Annotated in this window: 15 protein-coding genes; 14 read left to right on the top strand and 1 reads right to left on the bottom strand. The window is 35.2% G+C overall.

The genetic code is table 11. The annotated features are described in order from the left end of the window. The first annotated feature begins 34 nt into the window (after positions 1-34). The 14 genes from coaBC (at position 35) to N2Z58_04930 (ending at position 12,530) form a co-directional block, all read left to right on the top strand. Entirely contained in the window at positions 35-1,204 is a 1,170-nt protein-coding gene (gene coaBC, locus N2Z58_04865) for a bifunctional phosphopantothenoylcysteine decarboxylase/phosphopantothenate--cysteine ligase CoaBC (GenBank protein MCX7653988.1), read from the top strand. Further along, complete coding sequence (locus N2Z58_04870) at positions 1,189-2,163, top strand: hypothetical protein (protein MCX7653989.1); 975 nt, start codon at positions 1,189-1,191, stop codon at positions 2,161-2,163. Before coaBC ends, N2Z58_04870 begins: the two co-directional genes overlap by 16 nt. A 42-nt stretch (positions 2,164-2,205) precedes the next feature. Continuing rightward, entirely contained in the window at positions 2,206-2,811 is a 606-nt protein-coding gene (locus N2Z58_04875; protein ID MCX7653990.1) for a CBS domain-containing protein, read from the top strand. Between the two features lie 47 nt (positions 2,812-2,858). Further along, entirely contained in the window at positions 2,859-3,497 is a 639-nt protein-coding gene (locus tag N2Z58_04880) for a segregation/condensation protein A (GenBank protein MCX7653991.1), read from the top strand. Beyond that, on the top strand, positions 3,481-4,071 hold the full coding sequence (locus N2Z58_04885; GenBank protein MCX7653992.1) for an SMC-Scp complex subunit ScpB: 591 nt from the start codon (positions 3,481-3,483) through the stop codon (positions 4,069-4,071). Before N2Z58_04880 ends, N2Z58_04885 begins: the two co-directional genes overlap by 17 nt. A 76-nt stretch (positions 4,072-4,147) precedes the next feature. Next, on the top strand, positions 4,148-5,188 hold the full coding sequence (locus N2Z58_04890; protein ID MCX7653993.1) for a MoxR family ATPase: 1,041 nt from the start codon (positions 4,148-4,150) through the stop codon (positions 5,186-5,188). A 187-nt stretch (positions 5,189-5,375) separates the two neighbouring features. Beyond that, the gene (hutU, locus tag N2Z58_04895; GenBank protein MCX7653994.1) at positions 5,376-7,031 is read left to right on the top strand and encodes a urocanate hydratase; all 1,656 of its coding nucleotides are present in this window, start codon (positions 5,376-5,378) and stop codon (positions 7,029-7,031) included. Between the two features lie 61 nt (positions 7,032-7,092). Beyond that, positions 7,093-7,917, top strand: a complete 825-nt coding sequence (locus tag N2Z58_04900) for a DUF4895 domain-containing protein (protein MCX7653995.1) — start codon at positions 7,093-7,095, stop codon at positions 7,915-7,917. After that, positions 7,914-8,681 (top strand): TPM domain-containing protein, encoded by a 768-nt coding sequence (locus N2Z58_04905; GenBank protein ID MCX7653996.1) that lies wholly within the window; start codon positions 7,914-7,916, stop codon positions 8,679-8,681. Before N2Z58_04900 ends, N2Z58_04905 begins: the two co-directional genes overlap by 4 nt. A 94-nt stretch (positions 8,682-8,775) precedes the next feature. Further along, positions 8,776-9,381, top strand: coding sequence for a TPM domain-containing protein (locus N2Z58_04910; GenBank protein ID MCX7653997.1), 606 nt, complete (start codon positions 8,776-8,778; stop codon positions 9,379-9,381). Beyond that, complete coding sequence (locus tag N2Z58_04915; GenBank protein MCX7653998.1) at positions 9,360-9,572, top strand: hypothetical protein; 213 nt, start codon at positions 9,360-9,362, stop codon at positions 9,570-9,572. The genes N2Z58_04910 and N2Z58_04915 overlap by 22 nt, the downstream gene beginning before the upstream one ends. Before the next feature lie 55 nt (positions 9,573-9,627). Next, the gene (locus N2Z58_04920) at positions 9,628-10,638 is read left to right on the top strand and encodes a hypothetical protein (GenBank protein ID MCX7653999.1); all 1,011 of its coding nucleotides are present in this window, start codon (positions 9,628-9,630) and stop codon (positions 10,636-10,638) included. After that, a complete protein-coding gene (locus N2Z58_04925) occupies positions 10,635-11,666 on the top strand; it encodes a glycosyltransferase family 2 protein (GenBank protein ID MCX7654000.1) in 1,032 nt (343 codons plus the stop codon). Before N2Z58_04920 ends, N2Z58_04925 begins: the two co-directional genes overlap by 4 nt. A 6-nt stretch (positions 11,667-11,672) precedes the next feature. Then, the gene (locus N2Z58_04930; GenBank protein ID MCX7654001.1) at positions 11,673-12,530 is read left to right on the top strand and encodes a hypothetical protein; all 858 of its coding nucleotides are present in this window, start codon (positions 11,673-11,675) and stop codon (positions 12,528-12,530) included. On the opposite strand, the gene N2Z58_04935 is transcribed toward N2Z58_04930, so the two are convergent. Further along, positions 12,517-13,578, bottom strand: a complete 1,062-nt coding sequence (locus N2Z58_04935; protein ID MCX7654002.1) for a hypothetical protein — start codon at positions 13,576-13,578, stop codon at positions 12,517-12,519. The genes N2Z58_04930 and N2Z58_04935 overlap by 14 nt on opposite strands. Positions 13,579-13,603: the final 25 nt, after the last annotated feature.

Raw genomic sequence — 13,603 nt, forward strand, 5'->3', positions numbered from 1 at the left:
GCTTACTACTTCTGCTTTCATAGGGGGAATTAATATGAATGTTCTCCTAGCGGTATCATCTGGAATAGCAATATATAAGGCCGTTGATTTGGCAAGCAAAATCAGAAAGCAAGGTTGGAATTTGCAAATTATAATGACTGAAAATGCAGCAAAATTGATTAATCCCATTGTCTTTTCCTCTGTTGGGAATTGCAAAGTTTACACAGATACCTATGAAATTGAATCAGGATGGATTATTCATACGGAACTCTCTAAGTGGGCAGATGTGTTCATCGTTGCCCCAGCGACTGCTAACACGATTGCAAAATTATCTAACGGAATAGCTGATAATCTTTTAACAACAACTGCCTTAGCATTTGATAAAAAGCTAAAGATATTGGTTCCTACTATGAACACAAGAATGTATGAAAATGAGATAACTCAGGAGAATATTAAAAAGCTTTCGGAATTTGGATGGTATGTGTTAAGTCCCGAAAGTGGACATTTAGCATGTGGCGAGGTGGGCAAAGGTCGTTATCCGGAAAATGAAAAAATAATAGAGTTCATTAAAATTTTGAAGGAAGAAAAATTGTTGAAGAACAAATGTGTTCTTGTGACAGCCGGACCCACTGTTGAAGCTATTGATCCTGTAAGGTACATATCGAATCATTCAAGTGGGAAGATGGGATATGCCATCGCAACCGTTGCTAAACGCCTTGGCGCAAAAGTTGTGCTAATAACCGGACCTACTTGTCTAGATTATCCGTTTTTTGTCGATGAAATAGTGCCTGTTAAGTCTGCAGAGCAAATGTACAAAGCTGTTTTGGACAAAAAGGACGATTGTGATATACTAATAATGTGTGCCGCTGTTGCAGACTATAAACCAAAGCAAATAGCTGAACAAAAGATTAAAAAAAGTTCTGACAAACTTGTTTTGGAACTTGAAAAAACTCCAGATATACTCGAAAGTGTTGGCTTTTCAAGAAGGAAGGACCAAATCGTTGTAGGTTTTGCCGCGGAAACGGAAAATATCGTCGAAAATGCTTACAACAAGCTGTCACGAAAAAACGCAGACGTTATCGTTGCAAACGATGCAAAGAGCGCTATGGGAAGTGACAGAAACCACGTGTTTTTAGTTTTCAGGAATAAGGCTATAGTGGAATTGGAAGGAACGAAAGAAGAGATTGCAAAGGAGTTGCTGGTGGAACTATGCAAAAACTTCTAAAAGTATTGGTTTTTATATTTCTGATCCTTGGTACTGTTTTTTTTGCACTTAATATCGAGAAGGTTTTCATAGGTGTTAAGTATTCTTTCAGGAGTTTTCAATCGAATGGCAATGTGATTTTTTTAGATCCATTCAACAAAAAAATGGTGATATACGATCTTGTAGAAAAGTCAGTAGTTTATTCCCATGATCATGTTGGTGATTTTGTTATAAACGTTTATCAATACGACGACTGTTACTTTGTCGTAGATAGAGTTGGACGATACGTCGCAAAGGTTTCAGATGAATTTTTGCAGATGAAAAGGTTAAGCTTTCAAAGAAGAATACAAGGTTCTCTGATGCAAGGTGATAAAATTTACGTCCTTTTAGAGGGCGGAGAATTACACATCGTTGATAAAGAGCTAAATCGTGTCTCAACTTACAAATTTTCTGGTGCACCTTCTTACATTTTTTCTTGGAATAAAAAGGTTTTCGCAACCTATTTGTGGAACGATAACTACGATATTGAGTTCATAAACGAAACACCAAAAGATTTGGGATTAACAACACCATCTATGTTGGTTGGTGATCTATTGATTGATACAAGGGGCGGACAAGTTTACAATCTAAGAACTGGAAAAAGCTTAAAGTTGGCGTCTTATTTATCAAGTGCATTTTATGATGGGACAAATTATTATATTGCGTGTATGTCAAGTTCAGCAATTTATATTGTAAAAAACGATACTGTTCAGAGCTCTTTCAAAGTGCCATATACGCCTACCGCCGTTAAAAAAGTAGGAGAATTTATCGTTGTGCTTAGTGCTCCACACAATAAAGTCATGGTAACAACGGATGGAAAAAACGTAGAAGTTTATGAAACAGGTGATTATCCCTTGGAAATTTTTGGTATAAAGAATTTACAAAATGCATTTTCCATTTACTGTTCGGATAACGGATACATGTATTATTATTACTTCTGAAATGCTTTACGAGATCTCACGACTTAGGAGGAGGTAAATAACATGAAAGCAGTCAGATGGGTCAATACATTTTATCCAAAAGTAAAAAATTCTCAAACGATCTCTGAAGCTCTTCATGAAATGAGAAAACATTCTTGCGATTATTGTTTGGTCGTAGACGAAGATGGTAAATTCGATGGTTTGCTTCATAAATCGGTTGTTAAGGAAGTAGAAATGGAAGAAAAGGTTGGAAGTTATGTAATATTCCCAGACTTTTATATCGTAGAAGATTCAACCATAGAAGAAGCAGCTATGATGCTTATTGAAAACAAAGAAACTGTGCTTCCTGTAGTCAATTCGAACAGTGAGGTTATAGGGGTCTTAACAATCCAAGAGGTACTTGAGGCTATGACTGAAATATCTGCAATGGATGAACATGGAATAAGAATAAATCTCACGTTGGAAGATAAGCCGGGGGAATTGAAAAAAGTTATTGACGTGCTTGCAAACAATCGCATAAACATATTATCTATATTAACGTTAAAAGATAATGGTAATCGATTAGTTTCGATAAAAGTTGATAGCAAAGATGCTGAAAGCGTTGCAGGAATTCTCGAAGTGTATGAGATTCCTTACGAATCTATAGTGGAAGAAGAGGGATTCTTCTAATCTAAATAATGGAATTACGTTTTAAGCTTGAGGTGTTTGAAGGTCCATTGGATCTGTTGTTATACCTAATTCAGAAAAGGCAAATCGATATCCGTCAGTTGTCTATTTCCCAACTGGCGGATGAGTTTTTATATTATGTAAACCAAATGAAAGAATTTAACATAAATGTGACATCAGAATTTATAGCAACTGCCGCCTATTTACTTGAGTTAAAATCAAAAAGTTTGTTACCTTCGTTGAACGAAAAGGAAAGGAAAGAATATGAGTACAAAAGAGAACTGCTTCTTAGGAGAATAGAAGAGTACGCACGTCTGAAAGAACTCACAGAACATGTATTGAAGCACAACGACGCCGATCAATATCCTGTAAAAGTTCCCTATGTGTTTCCAAAAATAGATGAAAGAAAGCTTCTTAGAATAGTAAAAGCTGCTCTTCAGGAAGTTGATGTCAAAAGAAAGGTTTATATAATTAAAAAAGAAGCTTTTTCCATTGAAAAGATAATGCAGCATATAGAAGAGAAATATGAAATAGTAAGTTTGTATGACCTTCTAAGGGAGAGCAAATCGAAGTACGAAATTATTGTTAAATTCTTAGCTATTTTAGAATTAATAAGGTTTGAGAAGTACACAATAGATGATGATTTTGTCTTAAGAAGAGTGGTGAAAACAAATGTCGCTGCACAATGATAATCAGAATAAAGAGATTTTAGAAGAAAAGAAGGCACTTATAGAAGCTTTGATATTCGCATCGAGAGGAATAGACAAGCAAACGATTAAAAATTTAACAAACTTTCAGGAAGATGAAATCGATAATATAATATCCCAAATCGTGGATGAATATTCTTCTTCCTCGCATGGAATAGAGTTAAAGGAAATCGAAGGATACTTAAGATTTTACACTAAATCAAAATTTTCAAACTTTGTTTCCAAGGTTGCGAAAAGACGAAACCTTGGGAGTCTTTCGCCTGCTCAGCTTGAGGTTGCTATTTTTTTAGCTGTGCGAAAGCAAGCCACAAAACTTGAGATAGACAGTATGCGTGCAAAAGATTCAACTAACTTGATTAAACAACTTTTGGTTTCAGGAGTTATAAAAAGACGTAAATCTGGGAGGACATTTGTGTACAGCCTGACTGATACGTTTAAGGATGAAAGTATGATAGAAGAACTTGTGAGACAAGCAGGTGGTGCTTCGTTTGAAAGCATAGCAAAGAATCTGTTCGAACCAGAGGTAGAAAATACACAGTCAACAGAATCGATTTGAACAAAGCATCCGAGTTTTGCTCTTGGTCCGATTTTTGAATCGGAAACTTTAGACTACCACAAGGGGTGTGAATTTTTTGACAGTAAGCGAAGTTAAGTTTTTGTCGCAAAAAATAATGGAAGCTGGCGAGATACCGCTTTTGATAGGACACTTTGGTGTTGGAAAAACGGATGTTGCAAGACAGATAGCTACGGAAACTGGGAGAAGGCTCATTATCCTTGTACTATCACAAATGGAGCCCGGTGATTTAATCGGTTTACCAGCGAAGGATGAAAATAGAACGAAATTTTTGGCACCTGATTGGTGGCCAGATGATGGGAATGTTATAATCTTTCTTGATGAAATAAACAGGGCTCATAGAAGTATAAGAAATGCAATAATGCAGCTACTTATCGATAAAAGAATACATAATCATATTTTACCTAAGGGTACATGGATAATGGCGTCTATGAACCCACCAGACGAAGATTACGATCAAGTAGAATTGATAACAGATCCAGCGTTCTTGTCAAGATTTTTCGTGCTCGAGATTCATCCAGAACCAAGAGAGTGGATAAAATGGGCAAATGAAAATAATCTTTCAGCTGAAGTAATAGAATTCATAGAAAAATATCCTGAATTTTTATCTGTACAAAGTAGCGTTTCTTTAAAAGCCTCAGTAAAACCAAGTCCAAGAAGTTGGTATAAGTTAAGTCGCGTGCTATCTGTACTTAATGAAGAAGAAAAGCGAGAATATTCCTATGTTCTCGCAAGTGGGATAGTTGGTCCAGAAGCAGCAAAGGTATTCGTTGATAGAACAATTTCATCCAAAATACCAAGTCCATATGAAATATTGATAAATGGTGATATACCTACTCAGTTAGACATCCATCAAGCAAACGGATTATTGATAAGACTAATAGATTTTATTTCAACGGTTGATGATAAAACACTCGAAAAAATGAAGAACAATGCAGAGTTAATTTCTAAAAATCTCATAAAGTTGTCAAAAGTTGTTCCAAAAGATTCTTTTGAGGCATTTATGAGAATGCTTGTTAATTTATCCAATACCCCCGGACTAAAGGGTGAATTTTGCGATGAGCTTATAAGAAAAGTTATCGCAACACAGCAAAGTTAAAATATTTTTCACAAATGGCCAACAACCTCGAATAAACAATTTCGAGGTTGTTTTTTTATTGATGACCTCACTAGTTGTTTTTTAATCTTCTTTTTGCTGTATAATAGCCACACTTTTTGAGAGTGTAAACACTACGCCTGAATGTTATAATTAAAATTAAGTATACTAGACTTAAGGAGGTGCGTGTATGACAGAGGTTATAAAGGCTCCACGTGGTACGCAGATAACATGTAAGTCGTGGCAAACAGAAGCAGCAATGCGTATGCTTATGAACAATCTTGATCCAGAAGTTGCAAGAGATCCCGCAAATTTAATAGTTTATGGAGGAAAAGGTAAGGCAGCAAGAAATTGGGAAAGCTTTCATAAGATAGTTGAAACACTCAAAAATCTTGAAAATGATGAAACATTACTTGTTCAAAGCGGAAAACCGGTAGCTGTATGGAAAACTCATGAATGGGCACCAAGGGTTTTGATTGCAAATTCAAACCTCGTTCCCAAATGGGCAACTTGGGAATATTTTAATGAACTTGAGTCACGCGGATTAATAATGTACGGACAGATGACCGCTGGTAGTTGGATATACATAGGTACGCAGGGGATATTGCAGGGTACTTATGAAACATTTTATGCGGTTGCAAGAAAGTATTTTGGAGGTACGCTAAGAGGTAAGCTTATTCTAACAGCTGGGCTTGGAGAGATGGGAGGAGCTCAACCACTCGCTGTTACCATGAACGATGGTGTTGTAATCGCTGTTGAAGTTGATAAACGGATGATAGATAGAAGATTGAAGACGGGATATCTCGACACTTGGACAGATAATCTCGAAGAGGCTATAAAGATGGCAAAAGAGGCTGTAAGAGAGGGTAGGCCACTATCCATTGGACTGCTTGCAAACGCGGCTGATGTACATCCAGAACTTGTAAGAAGGGGAATTATACCGGATGTTGTCACCGATCAAACAGCTGCTCACGACCCATTAAATGGATACATACCTGCTGGTATATCATTTGATGAAGCCGTCAAGTTAAGAAAAGAAAACCCGCAAAAATATCTTGAAATGGTTTATGCCAGTGTAGTAAAACATGTAGAAGCTATACTGGAAATGCAAAGACAAGGTGCGAAGGTGTTTGAATATGGTAACAACATTAGAAGGTTAGCTCAAGATCATGGGGTAAAAGATGCATTCAATATACCTGGATATGTACCAGAATATATAAGGGATCTTTTCTGTGAAGGAAAAGGACCATTCAGATGGGTAGCGTTATCAGGTAACCCAGAAGATATTTATAAAACTGACGAAAAAGTTCTCGAGTTGTTCGGTGAAGACGAGCATTTGAGAAAATGGATACAAATGGCTCGGGAAAAAGTGAAGTGGCAAGGATTGCCTGCAAGAATCTGTTGGCTTGGACAAGGTCAAAGGGCGCAAATGGGACTTGCTATGAATGAAATGGTCAAAAAAGGACAACTCGAAGCACCAATTGTTATTGGTAGAGATCACCATGACACAGGATCGGTTGCAAGTCCGTATCGCGAAACTGAAGCAATGAAAGATGGAAGCGACGCAATTGCTGATTGGCCACTTTTGAATGCTATGCTGAATGTTGCAAGCGGAGCCACTTGGGTATCTATACACCACGGTGGAGGAGTTGGTATAGGTTATTCTATACACGCTGGTGTCGTAATTGTTGCGGACGGAACGGATCTTACAAAACAAAAGCTCGAAAGAGTACTAACAAATGATGTAGGTATGGGAGTAGTTAGACATGCAGATGCTGGATATGAAATAGCTATTCAGACTGCAAAAAAACACGGAATTAAGATGCCCATGCTTGACAATAACTAACTATGACAAACGCAAGATCATTTACATGTAACTAGCTGTTTTTGATTAGTGGAGGTTGAGCATGTACATAGGTCCTTTAGAACTTAAAAGTATCGAATCTGTTGATTTTGACAGCACAGAACTATTAAATTTTCTTGAAAGCAAAAAAGAAAGTCTCGATGTTTACCACCGCCACGTGGCGGTGGTAAGTTGTTATCGAAAAGAACATGACAAGAATACGACGGTAAATATTTACCAGAGAAAATTCCCATTCTTTATGAACTTTATAGTAACCACCTCAAACGAGAAGTTAATTGGTATCTCTTTATCCCAGCCAATGGCTTTATCACCAGCTATTTATAAAACACAAGAGCTAAGGAGCTTTGAATACTTTAAAAGGACTTTTGAGATGATTACAAACGAGCAATGTAACTTACAGTGTGGTATAATTAAACTACCTTTTAAAACGAAGTTTATTGGAGTATCAGGACCTGAGGAATTTTTAAAAAAGGAGATTTATAGTGAAAAAATACTTGGTTATGAATCATTCTCATTTGCTTCGAAAGTTGATAGCGAATTATTCCAAAGGATTGAAAAATACAAAGACGGTGTTTATAAAATCTGCAAGACAGTAATAAACGATGACGGAATAAATTTCTTTATAATAGATAAAACTGTTATGGATGAATTTAGACCTCTTTTATCTGAAATAGTATCTCTTTTAAGAAAAAAGCACAATCTGATGCCTGCAAAGTATTTTTCAATATCGGAGAAAATTGTTGGTTCCTTCGTTTTAGAACTCAACAACTTATTTTCAGCACAACCTTTTACACAAGTCGATAAATTCCTCGAAGAATACGAAAAAATAAAGCTTGATATAATGAAACACTTCACTTATAAGGAGTGAGCATTTTGAGAAAAACGGCTTTATTTTTAATATTTATATCGTTTTGGGTAAGATTCTTAGGAATTGATTTTCCAAGTCCAACGCCGTACAAATATATTAATGACTACGTTGGAATAATAGATAAGGCAATTGCTGAGAAGATAATTTCCTTGGGAAAAGAATTAGAGGATAAGTCTGGAGCACAACTAACTACAGTGATAATAGATACTGTTGGAAATATGACAATAGAAGAATATGCGGTTGAATTGTTCAGAAAATGGGGCATCGGACAGAAGGGAAAAGATAATGGAGTATTGTTATTAGTTGCCATTAAAGACAGACAAATGAGGATAGAGATTGGATATGGACTTGAAGGGGCTATTCCGGATGGGAAGGCAGGAAGAATAAGAGATGAATATATAATTCCATATTTTAAAGAAGGTGACTATTCAAAGGGGGTCTATTATGGCTATTTAGCTCTTGCAAAGGAAATAGCAAAAGAATACAATATAGATTTGGCATTTGATATAAACTCGCAATTACCGGCAACGACGCAGAATAGAAGGCCAGCCATCGAAGAATTTATAATTTTTGTTGTAACCTTAATAATAGTACTGTTAATTCTTTCTGCTGGAGTTCAGTACAGAGGTCCTATGGGGCCAAGTGGACCATTTGGTCCAGGTGGATTTGGCAGTAGCAGAGGTTTTAAAGGATCTTCCGGAGGTGGTTTTGGTAGATTTGGTGGCGGACGCAGTGGCGGTGGTGGTGCAAGTGGAAAATGGTAGACACCGTTAACCCCAGACGCGGAGGCGATTTTATGGGGAAAAGATTAAATTATTTGTATTAGTTTTCATAAGCCTTTCGATTTTAATTATTGGTGTGAATTTTCCACAACCAACTTCCCTGAAATATATAAACGATTATGTAGGGTTAATAAACAAAGACGTTGTGGAAAAGATAATCAGCATAGGTAAAGAACTTGAAGAAAAAACTACGTCAGAACTCACAGTTGTGATAATAAACACAACAGAACAGTTAAGTGTAGAAGAATACGCTAATGAATTGTTTAGAAACTGGGGAATAGGTCAAAAAGGCAAAGATAACGGTGTACTTTTGCTTGTTGCAATAAAAGATCGAGTTATGAGAATAGAAGTAGGCTATGGGCTTGAAGGAGCAATTACCGACGGAGAAACTGGTAGAATAAGAGATGAATGCATCCTACCTTACCTCAAGAAAAAAGATTATTCAAAAGGTGTATACTATGGCTATATTGCTTTGGCCAAGGAAATAGAAAAAGAATACAATACGAAATTGAAACCAGTTTCAGATGAAGAGTTTGAACAAGAGAAAAGATTGGAGCTACCTGAGAAAATTCAGCTAATTGTAGGATCAATTATAATCTTGGTGTTTTTAGTTTTTTTCATTTGGGCTATGATAATTGCTTTCGACAGAGTACATTCAAAATGCTTGACAAGAGAAAACTAGGTGTAGTGCTTAAGAAAATGTATATTTATTCAACTACAGCCAAGAACATCATCAGTGGTGCGGTAATGAACTTTTCACAGAAGACGACAGCGATTCAAATGGCTCGTTTGGTGGCAGCGATAGCGGTGGAGGAGGCGCAAGTAGTAGGTGGTAGTGTTAGTCTGGAACATAACAGACTTATAGAACCTTGATAGCAAGAAATTCAAATTTGTTCTTTATATTGTTAAATTCTTGGGGGAAGAGTGTATGAAAAGAAATTTTAATCCTCTGGTCGTAGAAGGTTTAATACTTTTGATTGTTATCATGCTTCATACCTTTGCTCCAAAATTACTTGTTACATTTTTCAGTTACGGAATACCGGTTTTGTTTTTTGTGAGAGGATACCAATGGCACGATAGACCGTTTAGGAACTTAATATTTTCAAGACTGCAACTGATTTTAACATACTATTTTGTTGGAATTCTGGGAACTATCCTTTTTGTACTCTTTTCACCGGAAGAAATTCTAATTTACCAAAGACAAGAATACTTTAAAAACCTTCTTTTAGCAAGAGTGATCAAAGGTGACGAAATTGCTATTATAATAGCTCCCTTATGGTTTCTGTTAGCTTTGTTCGTTTCAGATGTATTCTATCACTTCTCAAGAAAAAATACTACAATATTGATAACTGTAATACTCTTTGGAATAGCTCTAAGGTTCCTAGGCTTAAAGCCTTTGCTGTTTAGAATTGGTACTGCACTGATAAGCATCCCTTTCACAGAGATTGGTAGATGGGCAAAAGAGAAGAGAGTAAATATCAAATGGTACGCACTACTAATTTCTTTAGCTGTCTTTATTGTAATTGTTTTAGTTAACGGTGAAGTATCGTGGTACACCCACAATTTTCACAATGTTCTTTTAACTTTTATTGGAGAGTTTTCTTTATTACCGATCGCTTTATTCGTCGGCAGTACTATAACAAATACGTTTGTTAAAAATTTCCTACAGAAACTGGCAATGAATGCTCTTTTTGTCTTCTCATACCATGGAATAATTTCCGCACTTGTAGCAATCATGTACTTTCCAATAATAAAAGCTATTGGATTTACCGACATTTTCAATTTTCTATACAAGTTCTGGTATGTACATTTTTCCTTGACAGTATTTGCTCTTATAATCTCTATTAATTATATACCGAATAACATAAAAAGGATTCTGATTGGCGATGTACGATTTTTGATAGCAAGGCATCTGAAAAATTCGGGAGGTAATGGATGAAAAAATCGCCTAAGATTTCTATTATTATTCCAGCATTTAACGTGGAAAAATATATAAGCAACACTTTGAATAGCTTATTTAACCAAACCTACAAAAATTTTGAAATCATAGTAGTTAACGACGGTTCACAAGATCGCACTTTAGAAGTAGCAAGAGATTCTTTAATTGGTAGCAAAATAAAATATAAAATTCTCAATCAGGAGAACAAAGGAGTAAGTGTTGCAAGAAACGAAGGAATGAAAGTAACTTGCGGTGATTATATAAAATTCTTAGACGGAGACGATATGTTGACTGAAGAAAGCATTGAAAATCTGGTTCTGGCAATAGAAGGAAAAGGTGAATTTGATCTTTCATTTGGTAAACAAGACGTTGTAACCGTAAGTGGAAAAATATTAATGAAATATGATGATATGTACTTAAAGCCCTGGATAGAAGCTGATGCTAAGGTTGCCTTAAAGGATTTTTTGACAGGTATTGTACATATTTCAACTAACTCGGCACTATTCAAAAAAGAAGTAATAGAAAAACATAGATTATCTTTTACTCCAGGAGCTTTATACGGGGAAGATAATGAGTTCATAGCAAAATATTTGTTTTTTTCTAGAAAAGTTGTATTTTGTGAAAAAGCAACCTCGTTGGCAGTTTATAGAAAAGATTCAAGCACTAAAGTTGCATCAATGAAAGTTTTTCATAATGTAGCGAGTATGAAAAGATTGAGGAAATTTTTGGCACTGAATAACTGCGAGCTCAATCTTTTGGAGATTTTTGATTCTCAAATAATTCCGTCGTCCTACGCATGGGTGATTGGAAATTTAGCATTCAACGGTTATCCTTATAAAGAATGGACAAAGATTATAAAAAACAAAAAAATTAGGGATCAAGTACGTAAATTTAAGGTTTTAACCAAGGAAACACCATATTACCGACAAGTAAAATTAGCCAAGAATCTGTTTTTTCTATCACCTTTTTTCTTTTACATAATAATGAGAATTATTAAAAAGCAATACGATAAAAAGTCGGAGGAGTGATCTAATTTGAAAAGTTATTTAATAGCAACTGCATGCAATAAAAAGTACGAAAATTTCTTGTATAATCACTGGTTAAAATCTTTGAAAGAAAATGTAGAATTATCAAACATTGATTTACTTATAATTGACCATGGATTGAGTGAAGAGATCCGGAAGAAGATCATAGAAGAAGGGTTTTTAATATACGAGGCATCTAACAGAAAAGGATTAATAAATAATAATAGATTTATCGAATTAAGGGACTTTTTACTGGGCAAAAAATACGACCAAGTTTTGATCTGTGATTCTGGAGATATAATCTTTCAAAGTGATATAAGTCACCTATTCGAACTTTGTAACTCAAGTATACGAGGTTGTTTTGAAGAGATATCACCACACATGGATATATTAATCTCCGAAGCTGATATAAACTACGATATTACGGAAATTAAAGATTTTATGAAAAAAAATAAGAATATGCTTATAAATGTCGGATTTCTTATATTTCCTTACAATCTTTATGTAGAAATAGTCAACAATATGGAAAAAATGATCAAAAATCCGGATAAATGGGGGCTTGAAACAATACTTTTGAATTATTTGATCAAGAAAGAACAATTCTGCGAGATCAGCACAATTTACAATTTCATTCCAACAACATCAACTAAAAAATACTTTGTAAAAGACGGAAAATTTTATTTTGAAGACGGAACTTTAATTCCAGTAGTTCATAACGCCGGCGGAAATAAGTTTTTGAGACCCATAAGAAATTTCGGATACGGTAAGGAATATAACAAAGAAAAGAAATTTATAATTTTTTTACTTAGAAACTTCTATAAGCTTTTGAGTTTCTTTAGAAAGAATTTATTGATTAATCAGCGATAACTTGTTTTATAATATTCTCTAAATTCTTTCCCTGGGAGATTTTGTAAGCAAGATTTACCGTATTTTTCTTCCATTTTTCATACTCGCTTTCCGATAACTTCGACAGTACTTCATCTATTTCCTTAAGTGAGTTGACACCAAAACCTATGTCATATTCTTTAACAATTCTATAAACAGCCGCTTGCTTCCATACAATTATTGGTAAGCCACTCACCATATAAAGTGAAGTTTTGTGAGGAAAGTTGTATCTAAGATATTCTCCCGTTGTTCCAGAAATATTTTCAACAGACTCGCCATCCCAAACAAGTCCAAAGTGTGCTTTTATTTTCCGAGGTAGTTCTTCTGGAGGGTATGCACCTTTGTATTCCATAATTTCGTCCTTTAACGGACCTTCAAAACCCTTTCCATACAAATGGATAACGTAATTTTTCGGAGACAGTTCGGATAACACATAATTTAAGAAACCTGATTTCCATTTACTCAGATTGCCAGCAAATGCAATGATAAACTTACTATTTACAGGAAAAATACTATCTGTATCGCTTTCTAAATGTGAGATATCATTTGTTAAATAATCACAGATATCATATATATATGTTTTACCACTAAATCCAAGTTCCATTTTTAGGAAGTCTGAAATTTCTTGCGTCCAGCAAATAGCATGTGTGAAATTTGGAAATATCGCCTTTTCCCTCAGATAATCAATTTTCCTTTTCCTTCTTAAACTTTCAACGTCGTGTACGAATATTATCCTTTTTCCATCCTTAAACGCCCTCTTCAGAATTGGCGCGATAAGTATATCTATTCCTGTACCGTTTTGGAAGATAACGTTGGAATTCTTATACCGTTTTTGATTAGTCAAAAGTAACTCTACTAATTTTTTGAAGGATATTCTTCTAAACTTTTTATTTATCGTGTCCTTGAAAAGGTTTAACTCCTTTAGTCCTATTTTTTTGAATATTTCTTCAACATCAATTTTTGCCTTTGAAGCGGCGTTGTAATTTTTCCAAAAAAATGAAGTTACAAAGTAGGTATTTCTAATATCCATCAGCCTAACCTCCGATTATTGACAT

The sequence above is a fragment of the Fervidobacterium sp. genome, assembly GCA_026419195.1.
GTDB lineage: Bacteria > Thermotogota > Thermotogae > Thermotogales > Fervidobacteriaceae > Fervidobacterium.